The organism is Streptomyces sp. NPDC053750, from assembly GCF_044544295.1.
Classification (GTDB): Bacteria; Actinomycetota; Actinomycetes; order Streptomycetales; family Streptomycetaceae; genus Streptomyces.
The window spans coordinates 210,583-234,806 of sequence record NZ_JBITXB010000001.1; the positions used below are offsets into that span (position 1 = coordinate 210,583).

The window sequence follows — 24,224 nt, forward strand, 5'->3', positions numbered from 1 at the left end:
GTATCGCCGGGCGATACCGACAGCGGTACCGGAGCTACGCGCCCCGGAACCGGATACGGCGACGCTCCGCGTCGCGGCACCCGGCCAATCCTCATCACCGTGCAAGGAGTTTGCCTCGCCATGCCCAAGAACGCCCGCAAGCCGCTCGCCGCCCTCTGCGCCCTCGCCGCCCTCCCCCTCGCCGCCTGGGCGGCAACTCCGCCGCCTCCGACGAGAACGTCGTCACCGTCTACAGCGCCGACGGCCTCAAGGGCGAGAACGGCGACGGCTGGTACGACCAGGTCTTCGAGGACTTCGAGAAGGAGACCGGCATCAAGGTCGAGTACGTCGAGGGCGGCTCCGGCGAGATGGTGCAGCGCGCCGCCCGCGAGAAGCGCAACCCGCAGGCCGACGTCCTCGTCACCCTCCCGCCGTTCATCCAGCAGGCCGACACCAAGGGACTGCTGCAGAAGTACGCCCCCAAGGGCGTCGACCAGGTCGACGGCGCCGACAAGGCCGCGAACGGCACCTGGACCGCCGTCGTCACACCGACGCCAACGCCATCGCGCTGACCAAGCTGATGGACGGCGTCGAGGTCTTCAAGCCCGACTGGGCGGACATCGAGAAGAACCTCACCTCGTACGTCGACGCCTGGAAGGAGGCCACCGGGAGCTGAGCCGGGGGCTGAGCCGGGGCCGGGCGGGGAACTGAACCGGGAACTGAGACGCCCGTTCCCACAAGATCCTGCTCTGTTTAGGCTGGGGCGCACGCAGGACCGCGCAGGCAGGAGATCCCGCACATGGCAGAACGCAAGCCCATCGAGTCGTGGCTCACCGACATGGACGGGGTCCTCATCCACGAGGGCGTGCCGATCCCCGGCGCCGACGCCTTCATCAAGAGGCTCCGCGAGTCCGGCAAGCCCTTCCTGGTCCTCACCAACAACTCGATCTACACCCCGCGCGACCTGCACGCCCGGCTGCGCCGCATGGGCCTCGAGGTGCCGATCGAGTCCATCTGGACCTCGGCGCTGGCCACCGCCCAGTTCCTGGAGGACCAGCGGCCCGGCGGCTCGGCGTACGTCATCGGCGAGGCCGGTCTGACCACCGCCCTGCACGACATCGGCTACATCCTCACCGACCACGACCCCGACTACGTGGTCCTGGGCGAGACCCGCACCTACTCCTTCGAGGCCATGACGAAGGCGGTACGGCTGATCAACGCCGGCGCCCGGTTCATCTGCACCAACCCCGACGAGACCGGCCCCTCCACCGAGGGTCCGCTCCCGGCGACCGGTGCGGTGGCCGCGCTGATCACCAAGGCGACCGGCAAGCAGCCGTACTTCGCGGGCAAGCCCAACCCGCTGATGATGCGCACCGGGCTCAACGCGATCGGCGCCCACTCCGAGACCAGCGCGATGATCGGCGACCGCATGGATACCGACGTGCTGGCCGGCATGGAGGCCGGGATGCAGACCTTCCTCGTGCTCACCGGCCTGACCCGGCCCGAGCAGGTCGAGGACTTCCCGTACCGCCCGTCCCAGGTGGTCGACTCGATCGCGGACCTCGTCGAGCTGGTCTGAAACCCGTACGCCGTCGTCGTAACCCGTTCGGAGCAATGCCGCCCCCGCGCAGGATGCGGAGGCGGGTGCCGAGGGGGAGTCTCCAGGTAACTGGAGGTGCACGATGAGCTCACTGAAGGTCACTCTCTGTGCCGGCGCGGTGTTGGCCGCGGCGCTCACCCCGGTCGCGTACGCGGCGGACTCAGCGGGCGGGGACGGGGTTTCGGTGTCGCCGTCCTCCCCGGTCCCCGGGGGCGACGTCACGCTCCGCGTGGCCGACTGCACCGAGAAGACGGCGGTCGCCGGGTCGGCCGCGTTCGTCTCGGACGTCCAGCTCTCCGTGACGGCCAAGGACGGGGAGCTCGTCGGCTCCAGCCGGATCCGCTCCAGCACCGAGGCCGGTGCGTACGCCGTGCAGGTCACATGCGGCGACGAGGCCCGCAAGGGCTCCGTCACCGTCGCCGAGCGGCGCGGCCCGGCCGCCCCGGCCTCGCCCGTCGCCCCCGTCGACGCGGGCGGCGGCGGCACGGCGCGACTGGCCGCCGCCGAATCCCGGGAAGGGGCCCGTCCCGAGCCGCCCGGTACGGCGCACACCGTGACCGGCCTGGTCCTGGCGGGCATCGCTGCCGTCGCCGTCGCGCTGCGCGGCGTCCGCAGCCGGAGCGGCAGGACGGGCTGACCATGTCCGGACAGGACGAGCGAGGCCCCGCCGCCCCCGGCCGCCTGGTGAGCGGCATCGCCTGGGTGGTGCTGCTCCTCGGGCTGTGGCTGTGGGGCCGCGAGGCCACCGACGTGCGCGAGGGCATATCCCGGCCGGCCACCGGCGACATGGCGGCGGCCGGCCGTCCCCCCGACCTGCCGCTGCCGCCCGCCCACGCGCCCCTCGGCGACGCGCCGCCGCAGCGGCTGGAGATCCCCGAACTCGGCATCCGGGCCCCGGTCGTGGCCCGCGGCCTCGACGCCGAGGGCGCGATCGAACCGCCGCCCTTCGACCGGCCCGACACCGTCGGCTGGTACGCGGACGGCGTGAGTCCGGGAGCGGCCGGGACCGCGCTGATGGTGGGCCACGTCGACACCGAGACCCGGCCCGCCGTCTTCTACAAGGTCAGCACCCTGGAACCCGGCGAGACGATCCGGGTGGTCCGCGACGACGCCCGGGTCGCCGAGTTCACCGTCGACGACGTGCAGGTCCTCACCCGCGACGACTTCGACGCCCGGCAGGCCTACGGGCCGCGCAGCACCGGACGCGCCGAACTCCGCCTGATCACCTGCGGCGGCACCTTCGACCGCGCCACCAACAGCTACACGGCCAACGTGATCGTCTCCGCCTACCTCACGGGCACCGGTACCGGCACCGGCACCAGCACCGGCACCGGTGTCTAGCCGGGCCGCTCAGGCGGAACGTTCCGCCTCCTCGGCCGAGACCGGGTGGGCGAACGGCAGGCCGCCGGCGTAGCGCTCCAGCTCGTCGGCGGCGGCCGCCGCCATGCGGTGCAGCTCGTTATTCGCCGGATACTGCGGCGGAACACCCCTGACCGCCGTCAAGCAGTACATCGACCACCAGCAACGAGCCGCCTGATCGTCCCCCGGGGACGCGGAGCTGGGTGGCCGCCAGGCCGGCGAGGTTCTGGTCGAGGCGCCGGCGGTAAGGGGTGAGAGTGCGGCCGCAGACTCAGAACTCGGCATCTGATCAGCGCGCTCCCCGCCGGCCCGCCCCCCGGGAGGCCCGGCACCGCGCTGTAACAGCTGTCGGACAACGCCGGACTCGGCCTCGTGGGCGTCGCGGGAGGTATGCCAGGATTGAAGCCTTGAACAGTGCAATCTGGGGGGTTGGATGTACGGCAGCAGGGGGGCCGGAACGTTGTCCATGAGGCGAACGTCCGCAGCGGTGCTGGGGGCGGCGCTGCTGCTCGCGGGCTGCTCCTCGTCCGGGGACGGGGACGACAAGGGCAAGGACAAGAACGCGGGCGCGGGGATAACGCAGCAGCCCAAGGAGGCCGACCCGTTCTGGGTCAATCCCGACGGCAACGCGGCCCAGCAACTGGCGGCCCTGGAGGAGTCCGACAAGAAGGACCAGGCCGAACAGATCCGCAAGATCGCCCAGCAGCCGACCGGCGAGTGGATCAGCCCGGAGAACCCGGAGGAGCAGGCCCGCGGTTTCACCGAGGCCGCCGACAAGGCCGGACGCACCGCGCTGCTCGTCCTCTACAACATCCCGCACCGCGACTGCGGCCAGTACTCGGGCGGCGGCGCCGCCGACGGCGACGCGTACCGCGACTTCGTCGACGGCGTGGCCAAGGGCATCGGCGACCGCTCCGCCACGGTCATCCTGGAACCGGACGCGGTGCTCCACCTGGTCGACGGCTGCACCCCGGAGGAGTTCCACGAGGAGCGCTACGACCTCCTCAAGGGCGCCATCGCCAAGCTCACGGCCCTGAAGAACACCAAGGTCTACCTGGACGCGGGCAATGCCGGCTGGGGCCACCCCGACCAGATCTTCGAGCCGCTGAAGTGGGCGGGCATCGACCAGGCCGACGGCTTCTCGGTCAACGTCTCGAACTTCTACACCACCGAGGACTCCATCGCCTACGGCAAGCAGCTCTCCGCCAAGGTCGGCAACAAGCACTTCGTCATCGACACCAGCCGCAACGGCAACGGCCCCTACACCGAGGGCGACCCGGGCGAGCGCTGGTGCAACCCTCCGGGCCGAGCCCTCGGCGAAACCCCGACCACGAAGACGGCCGACCCCCTCGTGGACGCCTACCTGTGGGTCAAGCGCCCCGGGGAGTCGGACGGCGAGTGCAAGGGCGGCCCGAAGGCGGGCGAGTGGTGGTCCGAGTACGCCTTGAAGCTGGCGCAAGGGTAAAGAACCCAGGGGCGCGGGGCCGTTACATATGCGGCTCCGCCGCGGGAGCGCGACCAGCCACAGCGCTCCCGCGCCCAACAACGCACCCGCGGGAGCGCTACGGCACGTGCACCCACTGCGCCTTGGAAGGCGTGCCCTCCCCGTCAGTCACGAACATCATGTACCACCCCGACTGAACAAGGTTCTTGCTCTCCGGAACCGTCACCGTCAGCTTGTCCCCGTCCGCCTTGAAGTCCAGCGCGATGGACCGCTGGTCCACGTCGGTGACATGCGTGGAGGCGCTCGGCCGGATCAGCCGCACCTTCTTGATCGTGGACGCCGCCCGCGAGGTGAACGTGCCCGACTCCCCGCGCTCGATGGTCTGCGGGCCACCGGACAGGTCCGGCCGCGAGTCCCGGTACAGATACGGCGGCGTGTAGATCTCGATGCGCTGCTCGAACTTGCCGGGCTTGGTGTTCGCCTTGTCGCCGTAGAGCGAGTCCGACCCGAAGAACATCAGGCGCCCGTCGGGCAGCAGGATCGACCCGGAGTGGTAGTTGCGGCCCACCAGCGGGTCCGCGACCTGCTCGAACTCGTTCGTCTCCGGGTGGTACAGCCGGGCCTGGAGGATGTTGGAGTCACTGCGGCCCCGGTAGTCCTCCGAGCCGCCGGACACCAGCACGCTGTCGTCGGGCAGGATCGAGGCCTGCGGATAGCGCGTGCCCTTCTCCAGTGACGGCCCGTCCACGAACTTCGGGTCGTCGGCCTTGAGGTCGGCGATCCGCGTCTTCTCGCTGGCCAGCTTGGACTCGCCGACCCCGCCACCACCGATCACCATGTACTTCTCGTCCTGCGCCGGAGGCAGCAGCACCGTGTTGGCGGTCTCCAGCATGTTCGCGTCGCTCATGCCGGGGACCTTGGTGAACTTGTTGGTCTCCACGTCCCAGATGCCCGGGTCGCGGCCCACGTCGTCGGGGCCGTAGCCGGCGTTCGCTCCCGAGTAGAAGATCTTGCCGTTCTGCATCAGGAACAGCGCCGGGTACGTCGGGAACTGGCGGACCTTGTCGGTGTAGGTCCACTTCTTGGTCTCGGGGTCGTAGATCTCGTTCTTGCCCGGGACCAGCTGGCCGATGTCGTCGAGGCCGGAGACGCTGAGGATCTTGCCGTCGCTCAGCGTGGTGAGCGTCGGGTACCAGCGGGCCTCGTGCATCGGGTCGACCTTGATGTACTTCTCGGCGACCGGGTCGAACTCGAAGGCGTCCCGGATGCCCTGGAAGTCCTTCTTGTCGAGGGCGAGCTTCTGCGCGATGCCGTACGTGTTGCGTGCGTCGTCGCCCGACAGGCCCTGGACGGTGTAGTTGTCCTGCGTGCCCGTCTCGTACTTGGCGCCGCTCTTCTGCGCCTCGACGTAGATCCGGCCGAGGCCCGGGTCGTTGCGCAGGAACTTGCCGGTCGCCTTGTCGAAGACCTTCTCGGCGCGGGGCACCAGCACCGGGTCCTTGGAGATGAACGTCTTGCCGTTCGCCTTGCCGGTGAACTTGGTGCCCGCCGGCAGGGTGATCGGCTTGTCCGGGTTCTCGTTGTGGACGATCATCAGGCCGCCGGCCTTGGTGACGTCACCCTTGAGCTTCTCGTACCGCTTGGTACCGCCCGCGATCAGCAGGTTGCCGTTGGCGAGCTGGGTGTGGCCGGTGCAGAACAGGTCGGACGGGGTCGGCACCTTCTTGATGGTCCCCTTGACCGGGTCCCAGATCCGGGTGTCGAACTGCTTGGCGTCGAAGTTGTCCTGGTTGTTGCCCGACCCCGCGACGAGCAGCACCTTGCCGGTGCGCAGCAGCGCCGCGTGGATGGTGTTCTGCCGGTACTTCTCGGGAAACTCGATGATCTCCCACTTGCCGTTGGCGGCCTTGTACTCCGGCTTGTTGATTTTGTACTGGTGGTATTTCTCGGTTCCGAAGCGGTAGAGCCACGGCCCGTTCATTCCGGCCAGCGCGACTACCACCGCCGTACCTATCGCGAAGCGACGGGCGCGGCGGCGGCCGGCACGGTCTTTCATTCCTTACGTCCCCCAAGTCCACCAAGGGCGATCTGCATGGTCTGGTCGTTGCCCCCGTCGGAGGAGGCCGCCCATTCGGGCTTCTGCTGCGGCGCGTGCGGCGCGTACGCCTGCTCGGACGCCGACTGCTGCGACGGGGCCCGCGAGTCGGGCTCCGCCGCCGCGACCGGCGGTTGCTTCTTCGCCTTCCGCAGTTCGTGACGCCAGGCGAACATCGGCGACGCGGTGATGAGCAGCGCGAACGTCGCCCAGATGATCATCGCGGGGTGCGAGTGGCCGAAGGCGAAGCCCGCGGCGATCGAGGCACCGAAGATGACGATGAAGTACCAGTGGTAGCGGAAGGTCCCGAACAGGGTGTCCGGGCTGGCCGAGTCGCCCTTCGGGGTCACCACGAACTTGCTCTTGCGGCGCAGCACGGAGTCGATGAGCGCCTTCGCGTACAGCGGCGCCGACAGTGCGGACATGATCATGCCGGCCACACCGCCGGAGCCCTCCGGCTCGTGCGGCGAGACGTTGTGGCGGCGGTTCCAGATGTACAGGCCGATCTGGAGCGCGGAGGCGTTGCCGTAGAGCATCAGCCAGACCGCCGGGTCGATGTTCACACCCGAGGCGCCCAGGCCCAGGAACAGCGCACAGCTGAGCGCCGCCAGGATCCAGTTCAGGGCCGACATCGGGTAGAAGATGATCATCATCGTGTAGTTGAAGAGCTTGCTCGGCGGCAGTGAGTACCAGCCCTTCCAGTACTGCTTGAGGATCGTCTCGTACGTCCCTCGCGACCAGCGCATCTGCTGGGTGAAGAAGTCCGTCCAGGCGTTCGGGCCCTCACCGACGGCGAGCACGTCCGGGGTGTAGACCGAGCGCCACTTGCGGCCCGTGGCCGGGTTCTTGTGGCGGTGGATCTCGAAGCCGGTCGCCATGTCCTCGGTGATCGAGTCGTACAGGCCGCCGATCTGCTTGAGCGCGCTGATGCGCACCGCGTTCGAGGTGCCCACGAACATGGGAGAGCCGTACCGGTTGCCCGCGCGCTGGATCAGGGCGTGGAAGAGGAACTGCTGGGACTCGGCGGCCTTGGTGATCGGGTTGTCGTAGTTGCCGTAGACCTGCGGGCCGATGACGAAGCCGACGTCCGGGTCGCGGAAGAAGCCGAGCATCCGCTCCAGGTAGTTGGGCAGCGGCACGTGGTCGGTGTCGACCGAGGCGAAGAAGTCGTAGTCGTCGCCGTGCGCGTCCAGCCAGGCGTTGTAGTTGCCGTGCTTGGTCTTGGCGCGGTGCGGGCCCTTGGGCATGTTCCACTTCGCGACGCCCTTGCGGGAGAAGTGGCGCACGCCGAGGCGCTCGCAGACCGCCTTCACCTCGGGGTCGTCGCCCTCGTCCAGGAGCCAGACGTGCATCAGACCGCGGTGGCGGATCTTGACGGCCGCCTCCAGGGTCTTCGTCACCATCTCCAGCGGCTCCTTGCCGGGCACGAAGGAGGTGAGGAACGCCACCCGGGTGCCGGTCTCGGGCACCACCGGGACCGGGTCGCGGGCGACGAGCGTGGCGTGCGCGTTCGACAGCACGTTCAGGCAGCGGAACAGCTCGATCAGGCCGATCGCGACGAGCATCACGATGTCGAGCGTGGGCAGCCAGTCGAAGGCCGGGTAGTCGCGCTCGGTCCAGTGCTCCGGCTGGAGCAGCCAGACCAGCAGCACCACCGACAGCAGCGGGGCCGCGGCCAGCATCAGGGCGACCCGGATGCGGTGCGGCTCCTGCGAGATCAGCGAGCGGTACTGCACCTTGTACGGCTTGTGCGGGTCCGGCTGGGTGAGGGGGCCCGCGAGCCGGCTGTAGTGCTCGTAGTCGTAGCGCGGCAGGGTCTTCTTTATCCGGCGGAACGAACCCGTGTTCCAGTTCCGATGCCCGGGCACCCTGAGCTGGGTGGTCTGGGACGGGTCGTGGTCCTGCCCGGCGCCCGTCGGCGTCGACGTCATGAGTCATCCCCCCACACGCGCGTCACGCGTGTTTCGTAGCTTCCTTCGTCCGCACCGGTCCCCCTCGACCGTCACGTCCGTCACAGTGGTGGGTAGATGTCACCACGGCATCCACACCCTATATAGACATGGAACGGTGACCCCCGGTTGCATGATGCCCCCCTCGGCATCCGGCCCCTCAACCGGACCAGGGTTCTACGGCGTTCATCATGATCGCAAGATGCCGGTGTCCGGGTACACCAAAGGCCTCCCGTGTGCTACGGGAGGCCTTCGGCCGTCTGTGCGCCGCCAGGGACTCGAACCCCGGACCCGCTGATTAAGAGTCAGCTGCTCTAACCAACTGAGCTAGCGGCGCCTGCTGACCTGCACAACTCTACCCGACCCCGGAGGGTGCTCCGGACCGCCCCCGGAGCGGCGCCCCGTGCCCCGCACCGTGTGCGCCGCCCGGGTGCGACGGCGGGTACATCATTCGGACCGTCAACATGCGCACGAAGAAGACAGTTGAGAAACTGATCACCGTGCAGCGGCGTGCGCCGTCGACGAGCACCGCCGCGGACATGTCCACCTGGTGTGTGAGGGGAATCGCATGGAGACTCCGGTATTCGAGGAAATCGATCCCGCGAGCGACTGCGACTGCCCCGGCTGCCGCGACCGGCGCCGCGTCCTGCCGCCCTCCCGGACCGGCCCGGCATCCGCCCGTCCGGCGGGCCATCGCGCCCTGGTGGTGGCCACCGCCGCGGCGTCCGCCTTCGGCGCGTCCCAGGCGGCGGCGGCCCCGGCCGCCGCCCACGGCCCGCTGGGATCGGACGTTCCCGCAGGTGAGGGGCCCGAGACCCCGCAGGGGCCGAGGGCTCCGCTGCATGGACCGAGTAGTCGGCCGGTGGTCCCACCGGCCTCGGTGGAACTGGCCGCGATCACCCGTACGGAGATCGTCAAACGGGCCAAGGCCTGGGTCACCGCGAAGGTCCCGTACAGCATGACCAAGTACTGGTCCGACGGTTACCGGCAGGACTGCTCGGGTTATGTGTCCATGGCCTGGAAACTGCCCACCAACGAATGGACGGGGAGCCTCGGTACATTCGCGGACCGGATCACCAAGGCGGAACTCAAGCCCGGTGACATTCTGCTGTTCCACAATGCGTCCAACCCCCGGAAGGGCTCCCACGTGGTGATTTTCGGCGGCTGGAAGGACGAGACGCACACCTCCTACACGGCCTACGAGCAGACCTCGCCACGCACCCGCAAGAAGTCCACGCCCTACGCCTATTCGAGCAACTCCTCCAAGTACCTGCCCTACCGCTACAAGGGCCTCAAGAAGAGCACGAGCACACCGAGCCCACCGAGCTCGAGCCCGTCGAGCACCAGTACGAGCACGCCGAGCACGAGCACGCCGAGCACCACCGCGCCGAGCACGGGCACGGCGGCCGGGGCACCGGCCGCCTCGACCATCCCCTACCCGGGAGCGTCCTCCTTCGGGCCGGGCGCGCACGGCGAGCACATCACCGAGCTGGGCCGGATGCTCGTCGCCCGCGGCGGCGGGCACTTCTACCCCTCCGGGCCCGGCTCCCACTGGTCGGACGCGGACCGCCTGGCGACCCAAGCCTTCCAACTGGCCCAGGGATGGCGCGGCAGGGACGCCGACGGGCTGCCCGGCCCGGCGACCTGGCGGCTCCTGGCCGACGGCAGCGGCAAGGACATCCCACCCGCGGACCCGGCCTCGCACGGCGTGCCCGGCTATCCCGGGCGCGCGATGTTCCGGCCGGGCGCGGACAACCCGTATGTCACCCGGCTCGGTGAGCGACTGACGACGAAGGGATTCGGCACGTACTACAGGTCCGGACCGGGTCCGCGCTGGGGCGAGGCGGACCGGCGGGCCGTCGAGGCCTTCCAGCGCGCCCAGGGCTGGCGCGGTGGCGCGGCGGACGGCTACCCGGGCCCGGAGACCTGGCGGCGGCTCTTCTCGTGACCGCCCCGTCGGCGGGAAGCGTCCGCCGGCGGTGACCACCCGTTCATGGCGCATCTGGCGCGGAGGCTGGAGCACGCATGAGTACGACCTCTTCCACGAACCCGGACACCCGGCCGGCGGCCACCGCCCGGCCCGAGGCGGCAGCGGAGGCCGGCCACCGGCCCGCCCGGCTCATCCACAACGAGGCCACCACGGAGATCCCCGTCCACCTGCTGTTCCGTGACGACCCCCACCCGGCGTCGGTGTCGCTGCGGCCCGCGGTCGTCGCCCGCCGGGAGGGCACGGGGGAGCAGCCCCGGACCCGGCGTCCCGTCGCGGCGCGACCGCGCCCGGCGCCGCAGGTCGACCCGGAGCTGGCGGAGCGTCCGGCCCGGGTGCTGTCCGGCGTGGCGGGCGTGGCCGCCGGTGTCTGCGGGGCGGCCGGCTGCGCGGTCACCTCCTGGTGGGCGGGGGTCGTCCCGCCGCTCGCCGCCGAGTCGCTGGGGCTGCCCGCGTACGCGGGGGCGGGGCTCGGGCCCGCGCAGTGGGCGGCGTACGCGGCCGCCGCGGCGCTGGGGCTGTTCGGCTTCGGCGGGCTGGCCCGGGGCCGGACCGGGCAGGCCTGGGTGCTCGGTCTGTTCGGCCGCTACCGGGGGACCGTCCGGCGCACCGGCCTGATGTGGGTCAACCCGCTGCTGCTGCGCCGCCGGGTCGACGTGCGGCTGCGGCACTGGCGCAGTGAGCCGATGCCCGCGGCCGACGGCAACGGGGTCGCGCTGCGGGCGGTGACGCTGGTGGTGTGGCGGGTGCGGGACACCGCGAAGGCCACGCTGGGCATCGAGGACCACGAGACGTATCTGCGCGAGTGCGTCGAGGCGGCGCTGGCCCGGGTCCCGGTGGAGCCGCTCGGCACGGTCCGCAGCTCGGCGGACGTGGCGGGGGAGACGCTGACCCGGCTGGTGGCGGCGGACGCGGCGCCGGTCGGCCTGGAGGTCTTCTCGGTGCGGCCCGTCCGGGTGGAGTACGCCCCCGAGGTCGCCGCCGCGATGCACCGGCGCCGGATCGCCGCGCTGGACGCGGCGCAGCGGGCGAGCGTGCTCACCTCGGTCGTGGACTCGGTGGAGGACACGGTGACCCGGCTGACCATGCGCGGGCTGGTCGAGCTCGACGACTACGAGCGCAAGGTGCTGGTGAAGGACCTGACGGTGGCGTTCTGCGCGGGGCGGGGGGACACGGGGACCTGAGCAGGACCGGATCGGTTGGGGAGCGGGCCGGGGAGCCTGTTCCGAGATTGGTATGGACATGTTCAACTCGCGGCAATAATCTAGGACTTGGTCTAGACCTGCACGGCTCACTGAACCTCCCCCACGTCACAGGAGCAGCAGTATGCGCACAAGGACCAAGTTGTACGCCGCCGCGGTGGGCATGGCGACCACCGGAGCCCTCGTGCTCTCGTCCGGCGGCGCCACCGGCCACGGCTACACCGACCTGCCGGTCAGCCGGCAGAAGGTCTGCCAGAACGGCACCGTCAGCGGCTGTGGCGCCATCCAGTGGGAGCCGCAGAGCGTCGAGGGTCCCAAGGGCTTCCCGGCGGGCGGGCCGGCCGACGGGCGGATATGTTCGGCGAACAACACGCCGTTCGCCCCGCTCGACAGCCCGAAGGCCCCGAACGGCCAGGCGTGGCCGACCACCAAGGTCAACGGCGGACAGAGCTACACCTTCCGCTGGCAGTTCACCGCCCGGCACGCCACGACCGACTTCAAGTACTACGTGACCAAGCCGGGCTGGAACCAGAACCACAACCTGGCCCGCTCCGACCTCAACCTCACGCCGTTCTTCACGGTGCCCTACGGCGGTCAGCGTCCGCCGGCCACGCTCTCCCACACCGGCACGCTGCCGTCCGGGCTGAGCGGTCACCACGTCGTCGTCGCGGTGTGGACGGTCGCCGACACGGCGAACGCGTTCTACGCCTGCTCGGACGTGACCTTCTGAACGAGCGCGTGCTGCACGAACGCCTCCGGAACGAACGGAGGGGCCCCTCGCCTGAGCGAGGGGCCCCTCCTTCTGTGCGCCGCCAGGGACTCGAACCCCGGACCCGCTGATTAAGAGTCAGCTGCTCTAACCAACTGAGCTAGCGGCGCATGACTCCCGCCGTCCGCTTCCCGCGGTCGGCGACGAAGAAAATACTACCCGGTTCCGAGGGGTGCTTCCGACCACCCGGCTACGCGCGCGGTGCGGGCTGGATCGCCAGCGACAGCAGGACCCCCGTCGCGTTCCGGTTCAGCTCGTCCGCGGCCCGCCGCAGCCGGTGGGCGTGCTCGACGGGGAGGGACAGGGCCAGGCAGCCCACGGCGGAACCGGCCGTGATCGGGACGGCCGCGCAGACCGTGCCCACCGCGTACTCCTGGAGGTCGAGGACGGGCACGGTCGGCGGCTGGGACTCCAACCGGGACAGCAGGAGCTTGTCGCTGGTGATGGTGCGCGAGGTCAGCCGGGCCATCTTGTGCCGGGCGAGATGATCGCGGCGGCCGGCGTGGTCCAGCTGGGTCAGCAGGCTCTTGCCGACCGCGGTGGCGTGCGCCGAGACGCGGAAGTCCACCCACTCGTTCACCCTCGGCGTGCTCGGCCCGTCGGCGCAGTGGGTGACGCTGACCTCGCCGTCGACGTACCGGCTGATGTAGACGGCGGCGCCCACCGAGTCGCGCAGGCGGTCCAGGGTGCGCTGGAGCTTGTCGCGCAGGGCCTGCTCGCCGCCGTGGGCCGAGCCCAGGCGGGCCAGGGCGTCCCCGGTGACGTACGCCCCGTCGGCGGTCTGCTCGACGTAGCCCTCGCGGCGCAGCATGCGCAGCAGCGTGGTCAGGCGCTCCCGCTCCAGGCCGGTCTGCCGGGCGAGCTCGGTGTCGGTGACTCCGGTGGTGTACCGCGCCACCGCCTCCAGGACGCGCAGGGCGCCCCGGGCGGAGTGGTGCGGCGCGGTCGGCTTGTGCTGCAGCGCCACGGTGGTCTCCCCCTGCGCTCGCTGGTAGGCCCTGCCCCTGTCCCTGCCTGTGCCCCCGATCCGGACAGCGGATCCCCTTCACGATAGCCGCCAAGAGGCCGGATGCGAGGGGGTGTTGGCGAGATTCGGCTCCCTCATCTGCGGCGCTGACCCGCTGGCATATGACAGTGGCGTGCCCCAACGTCCCGACCTCGGACGTTGGGGCGGCGACGGGGAGTCGTCAGAGCACCGCGCTGAGGAACTCCCGCGTCCGGTCGTGCTCCGGCTCGCTGAAGATCTTCTCCGGCGGCCCGGCCTCGATGACCCGACCCGAGTCGAACATCAGGACCTGGTCCGAGATGTCCCGGGCGAAGTTCATCTCGTGGGTCACACAGAGCATCGTGATGTCCGTGGTGCGGGCGATGTCCCGCAGCAGGTCGAGGACGCCCGCGACCAGCTCCGGGTCCAGCGCCGAGGTCACCTCGTCGAGCAGGAGCACCTTCGGCCGCATCGCCAGCGCCCGGGCGATCGCCACGCGCTGCTGCTGACCGCCGGAGAGCTGGGCGGGGCGGGCGTCGCACTTGTCGGCCAGGCCCACCATGTCGAGCAGCCCCTTGGCCCGCTCCACCGCCTCGTCCTTGGGCATGCCGAGCACCGTGACCGGCGCCTCGGTGATGTTGCGCAGGACGCTCATGTTCGGGAACAGGTTGAACTGCTGGAACACCATCCCGATCTGCTTGCGGGCCTCGCGCCGCTCCTTCTCGGTCGCCGGGAAGAGCTTCTGCCCGTCCACGGTGATCGTGCCCTCGTCGGGCTTGAGGAGCGTCATCAGCAGCCGCAGGATCGTCGTCTTGCCCGATCCGGAGGGGCCGATCAGGGTGACGTGCTTGCCGGCGTCGACGGCGAAGTCCAGGTGGTCGAGGACGGTGTTGTCCCCGAACCGCTTGGTGACCTGCTCCAGGCGGATCAGCTCGCCGGAACTGCGCTCGGGGCTCTTCTCGGGGTTGGGGAGAGTGTCAGTGGGCAAGGCGTCGCTCCAGGGCTCGCAGGGCAAGGGAGGCCAGGTAGGAGATGACGATGAAGGCCACGCCGATCACCGTCAGGGGCTCGGTGAACTGGAAGTTCTGCTGCGAGAACAGCCGCGCCTCGCCGAGCATCTCCAGCACCGTGATCGCCATCAGCAGTGGCGTGTCCTTCAGCATGGAGATCACGTAGTTGCCGAGGGCGGGCACCACCCGGCGGATCGCCTGCGGCAGGATCACGGCCGTCCAGGTCCGCCCCATCGGCAGGTTCAGCGCCGTCGCGGCCTCCCACTGGCCGACCGGCACCGCCTCGATGCCGGCCCGGTAGACCTGCATCGTGTACGTCGAGTAGTGCAGGCCGATGGCGATCACGCCGGTGGTGAGCGCCGAGGCGGTCACGCCCCACTCGGGCAGCACGTAGAAGAGGAAGAACAGCTGCACCAGCAGCGGGGTGTTCCGGATGAACTCGGTGACCACCCCGACCGGCCAGGTCACGAAGCGGCTCGGCACCCGCATCAGCAGCGCCCACACCAGACCCAGGGCGAAGGAGACCAGCGACCCCAGGACCAGGATCTGCAGGGTGACCAGCAGACCGTCCCAGAAGTGCGGCATGAAGTCGGAGACCGCGCTCCAGTCCCACTTCATCAGACGGCACCCCCCACGTTGGTCGCCTCAGGGCGCTTCAGTTCGGTGTCGGGCTTGCGTACGGGTGCCTTCCCGACGCCCGCCTTCAGCTTCTTCTCCAGACCGCGCATCACCCGCGTGAGCAGGAACGCGATCACGAAGTAGATGAGCAGGATGTACGTGTAGATCTCCGCGCTCTCCTGCAGCGCCAGGCGCACCAGGTTGCCGCTGAACGCCAGGTCGCCCATACCCATGATCGACACCAGGGCGGTGCCCTTGAGCAGCTCGATCAGCAGGTTGGAGAAGGGCGGGATCATCTCCGGCACCGCCTGCGGCAGCAGGATCAGCCGCATCCGCTGCCAGGGCGTGAAGCTGAGGGCGATGCCGCCCTCCTTCTGCGCCGGGTCGACCGCGGCGAGCGCGCCGCGCACGATCTCGGAGCCGTACGCCCCGTAGGTCAGGCCCAGCGCCAGCGTGCCCGCCCACATCGGCACCAGCTGCCAGCCGAAGGCCGGCGGCAGCACGAAGAACACCCAGAAGATCATCACCAGCGCCGAGGTCCCGCGGAACACCTCGGTGTAGAAGCCCGCCAGGAAGCGGACGATCCACAGCCGGTGGGTGCGCGCGACGCCGACCACGAAGGAGACGGCGGCCGCCAGCAGCGAGCTGAAGAAGAGCAGCTGGACCGTGACCCAGACACCCTGGAGTACGAGTTCCCACAGTCCCGAGGTCATCCGCCGCAGAGCTCCTTCGCGGTCAGATCGGTCATCTCGTTCTCGGTGAAACCGAAGGGCTTGAGGATGCGCAGCAGTTCGCCGCTCTTCTTGAGCTTCTGCAGCTCGACGTTGAAGGCGTCCCGCAGGTTGGTCTCGGTCGGCCGGAAGGCGAAACCGCCGCCGTCGACGTGCGGCTTGCCGTCGACGAGCGGGGCGAAGGCCTCGGTCGCCTCGGCCTTGCCGGACTTCTTGACCACCTCACGGACGGTCAGCGCCGTACCCGCGAAGACGTCCACGCGCCCGGACTCGACGGCGTTGAGACCGGCCACCTGGTCGGGGACGATCAGGATGTCGTCCTCCTTGTACCCGTGCTCCACCGCGTAGGCGATCTCGGCGTAGCCGGTGCCGGTGGCGAACTTCGCCTTCTTCTCGACGACGTCCCGGTAGTTGTGCAGCCCGAGCGGGTTGCCCTTGCGCACGATGTACGCGTCGAGCATCTGGTAGTCGGGGTCGGAGAAGATGACCTGCTGGCAGCGGTCGGGGTTGATGTACATGCCGGCCGCCACGACGTCGAACTGCTGCGACGCCAGGCCCGGGATGAGGGAGCCGAACTCCGTCGGCACCGGCTGCACCCGGTCCACACCGAGCCGCTTGAAGATGACCTTCGCCAGCTCCGGCGCCTCGCCGGTCAGCTCACCGTCCTTGTCGATGTAGCCGAAGGGGATCTCACCCGCGATGCCGAGCCGGGCCACGCCCTGGGCCCGCAGGCGGTCGAGGAGGTCACCGCCTTCCACGTCGGACGCGGTGGCCACCCGCGAGCAGCCGGCGGCCCCCAGTGCGCCGAGCGCCGCGACCCCCGCGAGCAGCGACCGGCGGGTGGGCCCGGCTGTCCTGGTCCTTCGGTCGGATATGCCCCTTGGAGGGGTTCTGTGTGGTGGAGCCATGGGCGCGCAGCTACCCGATGCCGGGCAACGTATGCCGATCTTTTTCAGTCCGATATGACGGCCCGGCACCCTTGACCGGGACGGCGCCGGGCACTGCCATGGAGGGCATGGCTGATCGCTACATCGAAGTCTCGCTGGTCACCCGCGGAATCACGTGCACGGCCCAACTGCTCGACGACCGGGCCCCGATCACCTGCGCGGCGGTCTGGGACGCGCTTCCCCTGGGCGGCGACGTATACCACGCCAAATACGCCCGCAATGAGATCTACGCCCTTTTTCCGCCTTTCGCGGCATCCGAACCGCCCCTGGAGAATCCGACCGTGACTCCCATTCCGGGCGACCTGTGCTATTTCGCCTTCGCCGGCGCGGAGTTGGGCACGAAGGCGTACGGCTACGACCGCGAGGTCCGCGCCGGCACGACGCTCGTCGACCTGGCCCTGTTCTACGAGCGCAACAACCTGCTCCTCAACGGAGACGTCGGCTGGGTGCCCGGCACCGTCTGGGGCCAGGTCGTCGAGGGCCTCGACGCGATGGCCGAGGCCTGCAACGACCTGTGGCGCACGGGGGCGGCGGGGGAGACGCTCAGCTTCCGGCGGGCGTAGGGGCGGAGGTGGGCGCGGCGCCCGCCTCGTACAGCGCGTGCGCGGCCCGTAGGACCAGGTCGTCCCGGTGGCGGGCCGCCACGAGTTGCAGGCCGATCGGCAGCCCGTCCCCGTCGGCCCCCACCGGCACGGTCGCCGCCGGCTGCTGGGTCAGGTTGAACGGATAGGTGAACGGCGTCCACCCCGTCCACCGCCGGTGCCCCGAGCCCTTCGGCACCTCGACCCCCGCCTCGAACGCCGTGACCGGCAGCGTCGGCGTCACGAGCAGGTCGTACGTCTCGTGGAAGCGGCCCATCCGGCGGCCCAGCTCCATCCGCACGTCCACCGCGGCCAGGTACTCCAGCGCCGAGTACCGGGCGCCGGCCCCCACGATCTCCCGCAGCCCCGGGTCGAGGAGCTCGCGCTGCCCCGCCGCGAGATGCTGCACCACGCGCGCCGCCCCGCTGAACCACAGTGTGTGGAAGGCGTCCACCGGATCCGCGAAGTCCGGGTCGGCCTCCGTCACGTACGCCCCCAGCTCCGCCAACCGCTCCACCGCCCGCCGGACCGCCGTCGCCACCGCCGGACGCACCGCCACCTGACCGCCCAGCGACGGCGAGTACGCCACCCGCAGCCCCCGCACCCCGCCGGTCAGGGCCTCGGAGTACGACCCGGGCGCGGGCCCCAGCGCCGACCAGTCCCGGGCGTCGGGCGTGCCGACGACGTCCAGCATCAGCGCCGCGTCCGCCGCGTCCCGGGTCATCGGACCGACGTGCGCCAGCGTGCCGAACGCGCTCGCCGGGTAGAGCGGCACCCTGCCGTACGTCGGTTTCAGGCCGAAGATCCCGCAGAAGGACGCCGGGATCCGCACGCTTCCGCCGCCGTCCGTGCCGAGCGCCAGCGGCCCGGCCCCGAGCGCGACGGCCGCCGCCGCGCCCCCGCTGGAACCGCCGGCGGTACGGGAGGGGTCGTGCGGGTTGCGGGTGATGCCGCTCAGCGGGGAGTCGGTCACGCCCTTCCAGCCGTACTCCGGCGTCGTCGTCTTGCCGATGAACACGGCGCCGTGCTCACGCAGCCGGGCGACGGAGGGCGCGTCCTCGCCCCAGGGCCCGTCCGGCGAGACGGCACGGGAGCCCCGCAGGGTCGGGTGGCCGCGCATCAGCAGGATGTCCTTCACCGTGACCGGCACCCCGTCCAGCCGCCCGCAGGGCTCCCCGCGCCGCCACCGCTCCTGCGCCCGCCGGGCCTGCTCCAGCGCCTCCTCGCCGGTCAGCCGGACGAACGCGTTCACCCGTGGCTGGATCCGCTCGGCCCGCTCCAGCACGGCGCGGGTCACCTCCACGGGGCTGAACTCGCCCTTGCGGTAACCGTCGACGAGCTGTACCGCCGTCAGCTCGGTGAGGTCGGTCATGCACCCTCCCGCTTCCTGGAACGTCAGTGTCCGGGCACGTATCCGCGCTTCTTGTCGACCACGTTCGCCAGCGGCCGGCCCGCCGCCCAGCTCTCGAACAACTCCACGAACTGCGCTCCCAGTTCGTCCCGCCAGCCGACCGTGTCCCCGCTCATGTGCGGCGAGACGATCAGGTCCGGGACCCGCCACAGCGGGCTGTCGGGCGCCAGGGGCTCGCCGCTGAACACGTCCAGGGCGGCACCCGCGATCCAGCGCCTGGTCAGCGCCTCGGCGAGGTCGCCCTCGACGACCAGCTGTCCGCGCCCCACGTTCACGAACCGGGCGGAGGGCTGCATCACCCCGAACCGCCGGGCGTCGAACATGCCGCGCGTGTCGTCGGTGAGCGGCGCCGCGGCGACCACCCAGTCGGCGCGGGCCAGCAGCCGGTCCAGCTCGCCGGGCCCGTGGACACCGGTGCGGGGGGTGCGGCCGACGAGCGCGGTCGTGATGCCGAGCGCCTTGAGCGTCTGCGCGATCGCCCGCCCGATCGGCCCGGAGCCGACCACGCAGGCGCGGGTTCCGGCCACCCGCAGCGTCTCGCGGTGGCGCCAGGTCCGCTCGCCCTGCAACCGAAGCGTCGTCGGCAGGTCCTTGGCCATCGCCAGGACGAGCGCGGCGACGTACTCGGCGATCGGCTGGTCGAAGACGCCGCGCGCGTTGGTCACCACCGTGTCCGACGAGGCCAGTTCCGGGCACATCAGATGGTCCACGCCCGCGCTCGCCGTGTGCACCCAGCGCGGGCGCGGGCCGTCACCGGGCCACGCCCGGCGCACCGCGTGCGAGGTGAAGTCCCACACCAGCAGCACATCGGCGTACGGCAGCCGCTCGGCGAGGGTCGTCTCGTCGGCGTGCTCGATCCGCGCCCGGCCGGTCAGCCGGCCGAGACGGGGGAGCGGCTCGGCGTCCAGGACGAGGAGGGTGGGCGTACTCATCGGCAGGCGTGTCTCCGGGGCGTGCGCGCGGGGGCGCTTCGGGTGGTTGACGGTGGAGTTAACCGGCTGTTGACCTGGGAGTGACGCGGGCGGATTGACCACGCTCGCACCGGAACCTACCTTCGTCAACACGGCCGTGCGTACGGTGCGTTGTCCTCCCCTCTCCCAGCGTGAGGTCGGTGCGTGGCCATGGACATCTCCTTTCTCGGCGGACCGGCTCCGCAGCGCGGGGTCGGCGTCGTCGCCCCGTTCGACTTCGCACTCGACCGCGAGCTGTGGCGCTGGGTGCCCGACGAGGTCTCGCTGCACATGACACGGACCCCGTACGTGCCCGTCGAGGTCAGTCTGGACCTCGCCCGGCTGGTCAGCGAACACGAGACGCTCGGCGAGGCGGTGCGCACCCTGACCGCCATCGCGCCCGAGGTCGTCGCCTACGCCTGCACGTCGGGCAGCTTCGTCGGCGGCATCGCCGGCGAGCGCGCCATGTGCCAGGCGATGACCTGGGCGGGCGCGGTCCCGTCCGTGACCACCTCCGGCGCGTTGCTGGACGCGCTGGCCGAACTGGGCGTACGCCGGGTCGCGCTGGTGACGCCGTACACCGTGTCGGTGACCCGGGCGCTGGAGGAGTACATCGCCGAAGCCGGCGTCACGGTCACCGGCTGCGCCTTCATGGGGCTGACCCGCCACATCTGGAAGGTCCCCTACCGCGACCTGGCGGAGATGGCGCGGCAGGCGGTACCGCGCCCTGGGACCGCGGACGCCCTGTTCATCTCCTGCACGAACCTCCCCACCTACGACGTCATCCCGCAGCTGGAGGCCGAGCTGCGGATGCCGGTGATCTCGGCCAACCAAGTGACGATGTGGGCGGCGCTGCGCCGACTGGGTACCCGTGCCGTGGGGCCGTACCAGGCGCTGACCGACCCGTCGGCGCGCACCGGCCCCGCGGTGCCGGGTACGGCCGGCCCCGTACTGCCGGAAGCTCCGGAAGTTCCCGGCAACGAACCGCAGCAGGAAGGGTGGACATGACAGCACTGGGATTCCTGTACCCGGGCCACTCCGGCGAGGACGACTACCCACGCATCGAGCAGCTCCTGGGCAGCGACATCCGGGTCGACCTGGTGCACACGGACATCGGCGAGGACGCGCACCGGGTGGACGCGCTGCGCGAGATGGGCTCGCCGCAGCGGCTCGCGGCGGGCACCGCGGAGCTGCGGCTCGCCGGCGCCGACGCCGTGGTGTGGGCCTGCACCAGCGGCAGCTTCGTGCACGGCTGGGAGGGCGCCCAGGAGCAGGTGCGGGGCCTGGCCCGGACGGCGGGCCTGCCCGCCTCCTCCACCTCCTTCGCCTTCGTGCACGCGGCGCGGGAGATCGGCGTGCGGCGGGTGGCGATCGGCGCGACGTACCCGGACGACGTGGCCCGGCTCTTCGCTGACTTCCTGAGCGCCGCCGGCATCGAGACGGTCGCCGTCGTCAGCTCCGGCATCATCACGGCGGCGGAGGTCGGCACCTGGACCGAGACCGAGGTCCTGGCCCTGGCCCGCTCCGCCGACCGCCCGGACGCGGAGGCGGTCCTCCTCCCGGACACGGCCCTGCACACGGCCGCCCACATCCCGGTGCTGGAGAAGGAGCTCGGCAAACCGGTCCTCACCGCGAACCAGGTCACCGTCTGGGAGGCCCTCAGGCTGGCCGACCGGCGGGTGAACGCGCCGGAGCTCGGGGCGCTGTTCACCCGGGAGCCGCTGGTCCAGGTCTGAGCCACGGAGCCACGGAGCCACGGCGGCACACGGTCGAGCGAACGTACGTACGGCGGGGAGCGGGGCCTCTTGCGTGGGCGCGAGACAATGGACGGTGGCCCACTCCACCGGGGGGTCGTTCGTGACGTACGAGGAGGAGAAGACATGGCGGAGCCCACGCCGCGTCGGAACCAGCCGCGGCTACGCCCCGCGCCCCTGCTCTTCGAGCCGGCGGAGGCGGCCGCCGACCCGGAGCACTTCTTCGACCTCGAATCGATCGACGACCCCCGGACCCTGCTGGACCGCGCGACCGAGCTGACGCAGGCCTTCCGCGCGGCGGCGGACCGGGCGATGGAGTTCCAGGCGATGGCGGCGGCCCAGCTGGCCGATCCGCGCAGGTTCGACCGGCTGACGGCCGCGGACATCGGCCGACGGGCCGAGTGGACCGAGGACTACGCCAAGAAGATGGTGGAGTTCGGCCGGGACCTGATGCGCGGAGGCGGCGAGACCGAGTAGCTCGCCCGCATATGCCAGGCGGCTGGGCAAGATACTCCCTTCTCCTCGCCCCTGTCCCGGTTTCCCGCAACCGGGCGGAGCCGCTCGCTCACACCCGGTAGACCTGGGGACATGAGCAGCGCACACCACGCCCCCCTCCACGTCACCCCCGGCGTCGCGGACGTCACCGCGGACGGCGCCGCCTGGCTGGCCTCGGCGGCCACCCACCCGCGCAGCACGCTCGCCCTCTGGGAGGAGCGGCCCGAGGCCCCGGTCGTCCTGCCCTGCGGCATCGCCTTCGACGTGGTGAGCGTGCCCGCGATCTTCGGACGCCGGATGCTGGACCGGATGTGGGACGAGGGCCCGGGGTCGGGTCCCGTGGCGGAGTTCCGGGGCCGGATGCTGCTGTTCGCCGCGCCGGGCACGGCCCAGCGACTGCCGTCGCTGCTGGAGTGGGAGGAGTGGAGCGCGCGGGGCCGGGCGGGCGGCCGTACGGGTGCGGTGCCGCCGCTGCTGTGCCACGGCGCGGGGGACGCGGTGACCGTACCGGCCCCCGCGGGTGCGTCCGCCGGTTCCGGTTCGCGCTGGCTGGTGGCCCCGGACACGCGCAGGCCGTGGCTGCCGGGCCCGGAAATCCTGCTCTGGGCCGCCGTACGAGCCGCCCGTGCTGCCGTCCGTATTTCGATTTTTCCTCCCCCCGACCAGAGTGCTAAGGTCTACGACGTCAGCAGGCGCCGCTAGCTCAGTTGGTTAGAGCAGCTGACTCTTAATCAGCGGGTCCGGGGTTCGAGTCCCTGGCGGCGCACGTTGTCGATGGCGAGGCATGTTCGCGGAAAGCGCGAACCGGCCTCGCCATCGTTGTTTCTGCGCGGCTGCGCCGCGCGTGGCGGGGGCTTCGCCACCCGCACCCCCCGGTCACCGCGCCCTGGGCTCCCTCGGCTCACCCCGGTGTGACCTGCACCGTCCACGCGCCCGACACCGTTCGTCCCTCCACCTCCACCCGTACGCCCTCGCCCGGCACGGTGAAGCTCTCGCCGAGGGCCACCGGGGCGTCGGCGAGCGGAGGGTAGACCGAGTCGTCCCAGCAGGCCTCGGTGTCCGGGTGGGCGTCGATCACCTCGACGGGGCCGCCCCCCGAGGCGGCCCCGCTGTGCACCCGGTAGACCAGCACCCCCGGCCGGCAGGCGGCGGCGTCGTTGCCGACCGGGCCCCGCGCCTCGAAGGCGAGCACGGTGTCCCCGCCGGTGCGCACCACCGCCAGTTTCGTACCGCGCCCGAGCCCGAAGGACGGCGCCCCCGCGGCGCCCGTCACCACCACCCCCGGCCCCGCTCCCAGCGGCTCCAGGGTCAGCCGCGTCGGCCCGCTGCCCCGGACGCACGCCACCTGCCGGGGGTCCAGCCAGCCCAGCTTCCACTTGTGCCAGCCGAACAGATCCGGGGCCAGTCCGAACTGGCTGCCCATCAGGTCCCAGTCACCGACGTGGGTGTCCCAGTCGCCCTTGCCGTCCTCGGGCCGGTGGTACAGGTCGGGCAGGTCGAAGACGTGGCCGGTCTCGTGGGCCAGGACCAGGCGGTCGGGCGGATGGTTCTCGAAGACCGTGACGACCCGCCGGATGTCGGTGCCGTCGGCGCGCATCGGTGTGTCCAGGTTGACGACCTTCGTGGCGTCGGAGTCCACGCCGGGCGCGTCCGGGTCGGCGACGAAGTAGACGACGTCGTAGCGCGAGAAGTCGACGTGCCGGTCGGTGGTGGCGAGCGCGTCGCGCAGATAGGCGGCCCGGTGCTCGGGGCCCCAGTCGCGCTGTATGGCGTACGCCGTGGACGGGCGCGGCATGGTGATCCAGTCGGGCAGCGGGTGCGGGTGGATCGTGAACCTGCCGTAGGAGGCGCGCTGGAAGAAGCGCGTGGTGGCCGGGAAGTGGTCGGCGGCCAGCTCGTCCGGCCCGGTCAGCGGCTGGGAGTCGGGGAACGCGAGGAAGACCATCACCGCGTCCAGGGGGCGGGTGGGCCGCGGATAGGCGGCGTTCCAGGTGTCCAGACCCTCGGAGTGGTGCACCGCGGCGCGTCGCAGGGCACAGGGCTCCGGGGAGAAGGGCTCGGCGACCGAGGGGGCGGTGATCAGGGAGGTCGCGGCGAGCGCCGACATCGTGGTGCACACCGCCGCCGTACTGCGCAGTCGCCTCAGGGGGAGCCGGCGGGGCACAGGGACCTCCGGGTGCGGTTGACGGGACGCCGCACCCAGCTTGTGCATGTTTGTCGTACTGCGCCCTGTTCGCCTGCACCGGATGGGTGAGTCGCGCGAAGTTCCGCCAAGGGCCTCTCCGCCGACATCCCCGGGTCATTCACGGAACGTCACAACTGGTCGGGGGCCTGAAGAACCCGTCCAGGTGTGAGCAG

Annotated in this window: 22 protein-coding genes, 3 tRNA genes and 2 pseudogenes; 14 read left to right on the forward strand and 13 right to left on the reverse strand. The window is 71.0% G+C overall.

The annotated features are described in order from the left end of the window. Positions 1-120: 120 nt before the first annotated feature. The 4 genes and pseudogenes from ACIGO6_RS00920 to ACIGO6_RS00935 all read left to right on the forward strand — a co-directional run. Positions 121-524: pseudogene (locus ACIGO6_RS00920) on the forward strand (extracellular solute-binding protein); the annotation flags it as partial. Between the two features lie 254 nt (positions 525-778). Then, the gene (locus ACIGO6_RS00925) at positions 779-1,558 is read left to right on the forward strand and encodes an HAD-IIA family hydrolase (RefSeq protein ID WP_399869676.1); all 780 of its coding nucleotides are present in this window, start codon (positions 779-781) and stop codon (positions 1,556-1,558) included. A gap of 103 nt (positions 1,559-1,661) precedes the next feature. Next, entirely contained in the window at positions 1,662-2,216 is a 555-nt protein-coding gene (locus ACIGO6_RS00930) for a hypothetical protein (protein WP_399869678.1), read from the forward strand. Between the two features lie 2 nt (positions 2,217-2,218). Continuing rightward, entirely contained in the window at positions 2,219-2,920 is a 702-nt protein-coding gene (locus tag ACIGO6_RS00935; RefSeq protein ID WP_399869680.1) for a class F sortase, read from the forward strand. A gap of 9 nt (positions 2,921-2,929) precedes the next feature. On the opposite strand, the pseudogene ACIGO6_RS00940 reads toward ACIGO6_RS00935, so the two are convergent. Next, positions 2,930-3,037: pseudogene (locus ACIGO6_RS00940) on the reverse strand (hydroxyacid dehydrogenase); the annotation flags it as partial. Positions 3,038-3,371: 334 nt separating this feature from the next. Here ACIGO6_RS00940 and ACIGO6_RS00945 point away from each other — a divergent pair. Continuing rightward, positions 3,372-4,403 carry a glycoside hydrolase family 6 protein gene (locus ACIGO6_RS00945; protein WP_399869682.1) on the forward strand — a complete coding sequence of 344 codons (1,032 nt, stop codon included), beginning with the start codon at positions 3,372-3,374 and terminating at the stop codon, positions 4,401-4,403. Between the two features lie 97 nt (positions 4,404-4,500). On the opposite strand, the gene ACIGO6_RS00950 is transcribed toward ACIGO6_RS00945, so the two are convergent. The 3 genes from ACIGO6_RS00950 to ACIGO6_RS00960 all read right to left on the reverse strand — a co-directional run bounded on the left by ACIGO6_RS00950 (position 4,501) and on the right by ACIGO6_RS00960 (position 8,763). Continuing rightward, on the reverse strand, positions 4,501-6,438 hold the full coding sequence (locus ACIGO6_RS00950; RefSeq protein ID WP_399869684.1) for a galactose oxidase-like domain-containing protein: 1,938 nt from the start codon (positions 6,436-6,438) through the stop codon (positions 4,501-4,503). After that, positions 6,435-8,408 carry a glycosyltransferase family 2 protein gene (locus tag ACIGO6_RS00955; protein ID WP_399869686.1) on the reverse strand — a complete coding sequence of 658 codons (1,974 nt, stop codon included), beginning with the start codon at positions 8,406-8,408 and terminating at the stop codon, positions 6,435-6,437. Before ACIGO6_RS00955 ends, ACIGO6_RS00950 begins: the two co-directional genes overlap by 4 nt. A gap of 281 nt (positions 8,409-8,689) precedes the next feature. Next, positions 8,690-8,763, reverse strand: a tRNA-Lys gene (locus ACIGO6_RS00960). Between the two features lie 231 nt (positions 8,764-8,994). Here ACIGO6_RS00960 and ACIGO6_RS00965 point away from each other — a divergent pair. From ACIGO6_RS00965 to ACIGO6_RS00975, 3 genes are all read left to right on the forward strand, one after another. Further along, a complete protein-coding gene (locus tag ACIGO6_RS00965) occupies positions 8,995-10,374 on the forward strand; it encodes a peptidoglycan-binding protein (RefSeq protein WP_399869687.1) in 1,380 nt (459 codons plus the stop codon). A gap of 77 nt (positions 10,375-10,451) precedes the next feature. Continuing rightward, the gene (locus ACIGO6_RS00970) at positions 10,452-11,597 is read left to right on the forward strand and encodes an SPFH domain-containing protein (protein ID WP_399869689.1); all 1,146 of its coding nucleotides are present in this window, start codon (positions 10,452-10,454) and stop codon (positions 11,595-11,597) included. A gap of 142 nt (positions 11,598-11,739) precedes the next feature. After that, a complete protein-coding gene (locus ACIGO6_RS00975; RefSeq protein WP_399869691.1) occupies positions 11,740-12,345 on the forward strand; it encodes a lytic polysaccharide monooxygenase in 606 nt (201 codons plus the stop codon). A gap of 75 nt (positions 12,346-12,420) precedes the next feature. On the opposite strand, the gene ACIGO6_RS00980 is transcribed toward ACIGO6_RS00975, so the two are convergent. The 6 genes from ACIGO6_RS00980 to ehuB all read right to left on the reverse strand — a co-directional run bounded on the left by ACIGO6_RS00980 (position 12,421) and on the right by ehuB (position 16,636). Continuing rightward, positions 12,421-12,494 (reverse strand) — tRNA-Lys (locus tag ACIGO6_RS00980). A gap of 80 nt (positions 12,495-12,574) precedes the next feature. Next, positions 12,575-13,351 (reverse strand): IclR family transcriptional regulator, encoded by a 777-nt coding sequence (locus ACIGO6_RS00985; protein WP_399869693.1) that lies wholly within the window; start codon positions 13,349-13,351, stop codon positions 12,575-12,577. Between the two features lie 220 nt (positions 13,352-13,571). Beyond that, positions 13,572-14,357 (reverse strand): ectoine/hydroxyectoine ABC transporter ATP-binding protein EhuA, encoded by a 786-nt coding sequence (gene ehuA, locus ACIGO6_RS00990; RefSeq protein ID WP_399869695.1) that lies wholly within the window; start codon positions 14,355-14,357, stop codon positions 13,572-13,574. Then, entirely contained in the window at positions 14,347-14,997 is a 651-nt protein-coding gene (gene ehuD, locus ACIGO6_RS00995) for an ectoine/hydroxyectoine ABC transporter permease subunit EhuD (RefSeq protein WP_399869697.1), read from the reverse strand. The genes ehuA and ehuD overlap by 11 nt, the downstream gene beginning before the upstream one ends. After that, on the reverse strand, positions 14,997-15,710 hold the full coding sequence (ehuC, locus tag ACIGO6_RS01000) for an ectoine/hydroxyectoine ABC transporter permease subunit EhuC (RefSeq protein WP_399869699.1): 714 nt from the start codon (positions 15,708-15,710) through the stop codon (positions 14,997-14,999). The genes ehuD and ehuC overlap by 1 nt, the downstream gene beginning before the upstream one ends. Beyond that, complete coding sequence (ehuB, locus tag ACIGO6_RS01005) at positions 15,707-16,636, reverse strand: ectoine/hydroxyectoine ABC transporter substrate-binding protein EhuB (RefSeq protein WP_399869700.1); 930 nt, start codon at positions 16,634-16,636, stop codon at positions 15,707-15,709. Before ehuB ends, ehuC begins: the two co-directional genes overlap by 4 nt. A 107-nt stretch (positions 16,637-16,743) precedes the next feature. On the opposite strand from ehuB, the gene ACIGO6_RS01010 reads away from it, so the two are divergent. Continuing rightward, positions 16,744-17,238, forward strand: coding sequence for a DUF3830 family protein (locus ACIGO6_RS01010; RefSeq protein WP_399869702.1), 495 nt, complete (start codon positions 16,744-16,746; stop codon positions 17,236-17,238). Here the strand turns inward: ACIGO6_RS01010 and ACIGO6_RS01015 are convergent. Then, positions 17,219-18,628, reverse strand: coding sequence for an amidase (locus ACIGO6_RS01015; protein WP_399869704.1), 1,410 nt, complete (start codon positions 18,626-18,628; stop codon positions 17,219-17,221). The two genes, ACIGO6_RS01010 and ACIGO6_RS01015, sit on opposite strands and share 20 nt — an antisense overlap. 23 nt (positions 18,629-18,651) lie before the next feature. Further along, positions 18,652-19,599, reverse strand: coding sequence for a D-2-hydroxyacid dehydrogenase (locus tag ACIGO6_RS01020; RefSeq protein ID WP_399869705.1), 948 nt, complete (start codon positions 19,597-19,599; stop codon positions 18,652-18,654). Between the two features lie 189 nt (positions 19,600-19,788). Between ACIGO6_RS01020 and ACIGO6_RS01025 the strand changes: the two genes are divergently transcribed. The 5 genes from ACIGO6_RS01025 to ACIGO6_RS01045 all read left to right on the forward strand — a co-directional run bounded on the left by ACIGO6_RS01025 (position 19,789) and on the right by ACIGO6_RS01045 (position 22,632). Beyond that, positions 19,789-20,625: a decarboxylase gene (locus ACIGO6_RS01025; protein WP_399869707.1), complete on the forward strand. Its 837-nt coding sequence runs from the start codon at positions 19,789-19,791 to the stop codon at positions 20,623-20,625. Beyond that, positions 20,622-21,353: a decarboxylase gene (locus ACIGO6_RS01030; protein WP_399869708.1), complete on the forward strand. Its 732-nt coding sequence runs from the start codon at positions 20,622-20,624 to the stop codon at positions 21,351-21,353. Before ACIGO6_RS01025 ends, ACIGO6_RS01030 begins: the two co-directional genes overlap by 4 nt. Positions 21,354-21,497: 144 nt before the next feature. After that, positions 21,498-21,848 (forward strand): hypothetical protein, encoded by a 351-nt coding sequence (locus tag ACIGO6_RS01035; protein WP_399869709.1) that lies wholly within the window; start codon positions 21,498-21,500, stop codon positions 21,846-21,848. Between the two features lie 111 nt (positions 21,849-21,959). Next, on the forward strand, positions 21,960-22,568 hold the full coding sequence (locus ACIGO6_RS01040; protein ID WP_399869711.1) for a bifunctional DNA primase/polymerase: 609 nt from the start codon (positions 21,960-21,962) through the stop codon (positions 22,566-22,568). After that, positions 22,559-22,632, forward strand: a tRNA-Lys gene (locus tag ACIGO6_RS01045). Before ACIGO6_RS01040 ends, ACIGO6_RS01045 begins: the two co-directional genes overlap by 10 nt. Before the next feature lie 135 nt (positions 22,633-22,767). Here ACIGO6_RS01045 and ACIGO6_RS01050 read toward each other — a convergent pair. Continuing rightward, positions 22,768-24,078, reverse strand: coding sequence for a M6 family metalloprotease domain-containing protein (locus tag ACIGO6_RS01050; RefSeq protein WP_399869713.1), 1,311 nt, complete (start codon positions 24,076-24,078; stop codon positions 22,768-22,770). Between the last annotated feature and the right edge of the window lie 146 nt (positions 24,079-24,224).

What these genes read in the sequence shown, in the direction of transcription:
- ACIGO6_RS00925 (WP_399869676.1), top strand. Translation starts at nt 779, where the DNA reads ATGGCAGAACGCAAGCCCATCGAGTCGTGGCTCACCGACATGGACGGG.
- ACIGO6_RS00930 (WP_399869678.1), top strand. Translation starts at nt 1,662, where the DNA reads ATGAGCTCACTGAAGGTCACTCTCTGTGCCGGCGCGGTGTTGGCCGCG.
- ACIGO6_RS00935 (WP_399869680.1), top strand. Translation starts at nt 2,219, where the DNA reads ATGTCCGGACAGGACGAGCGAGGCCCCGCCGCCCCCGGCCGCCTGGTG.
- ACIGO6_RS00945 (WP_399869682.1), top strand. Translation starts at nt 3,372, where the DNA reads ATGTACGGCAGCAGGGGGGCCGGAACGTTGTCCATGAGGCGAACGTCC.
- ACIGO6_RS00950 (WP_399869684.1), bottom strand. Translation starts at nt 6,438, where the DNA reads ATGAAAGACCGTGCCGGCCGCCGCCGCGCCCGTCGCTTCGCGATAGGT.
- ACIGO6_RS00955 (WP_399869686.1), bottom strand. Translation starts at nt 8,408, where the DNA reads ATGACGTCGACGCCGACGGGCGCCGGGCAGGACCACGACCCGTCCCAG.
- ACIGO6_RS00965 (WP_399869687.1), top strand. Translation starts at nt 8,995, where the DNA reads ATGGAGACTCCGGTATTCGAGGAAATCGATCCCGCGAGCGACTGCGAC.
- ACIGO6_RS00970 (WP_399869689.1), top strand. Translation starts at nt 10,452, where the DNA reads ATGAGTACGACCTCTTCCACGAACCCGGACACCCGGCCGGCGGCCACC.
- ACIGO6_RS00975 (WP_399869691.1), top strand. Translation starts at nt 11,740, where the DNA reads ATGCGCACAAGGACCAAGTTGTACGCCGCCGCGGTGGGCATGGCGACC.
- ehuD (WP_399869697.1), bottom strand. Translation starts at nt 14,997, where the DNA reads ATGAAGTGGGACTGGAGCGCGGTCTCCGACTTCATGCCGCACTTCTGG.
- ehuC (WP_399869699.1), bottom strand. Translation starts at nt 15,710, where the DNA reads ATGACCTCGGGACTGTGGGAACTCGTACTCCAGGGTGTCTGGGTCACG.
- ehuB (WP_399869700.1), bottom strand. Translation starts at nt 16,636, where the DNA reads ATGGCTCCACCACACAGAACCCCTCCAAGGGGCATATCCGACCGAAGG.
- ACIGO6_RS01010 (WP_399869702.1), top strand. Translation starts at nt 16,744, where the DNA reads ATGGCTGATCGCTACATCGAAGTCTCGCTGGTCACCCGCGGAATCACG.
- ACIGO6_RS01015 (WP_399869704.1), bottom strand. Translation starts at nt 18,628, where the DNA reads ATGACCGACCTCACCGAGCTGACGGCGGTACAGCTCGTCGACGGTTAC.
- ACIGO6_RS01020 (WP_399869705.1), bottom strand. Translation starts at nt 19,599, where the DNA reads ATGAGTACGCCCACCCTCCTCGTCCTGGACGCCGAGCCGCTCCCCCGT.
- ACIGO6_RS01025 (WP_399869707.1), top strand. Translation starts at nt 19,789, where the DNA reads ATGGACATCTCCTTTCTCGGCGGACCGGCTCCGCAGCGCGGGGTCGGC.
- ACIGO6_RS01030 (WP_399869708.1), top strand. Translation starts at nt 20,622, where the DNA reads ATGACAGCACTGGGATTCCTGTACCCGGGCCACTCCGGCGAGGACGAC.
- ACIGO6_RS01035 (WP_399869709.1), top strand. Translation starts at nt 21,498, where the DNA reads ATGGCGGAGCCCACGCCGCGTCGGAACCAGCCGCGGCTACGCCCCGCG.
- ACIGO6_RS01040 (WP_399869711.1), top strand. Translation starts at nt 21,960, where the DNA reads ATGAGCAGCGCACACCACGCCCCCCTCCACGTCACCCCCGGCGTCGCG.
- ACIGO6_RS01050 (WP_399869713.1), bottom strand. Translation starts at nt 24,078, where the DNA reads ATGCACAAGCTGGGTGCGGCGTCCCGTCAACCGCACCCGGAGGTCCCT.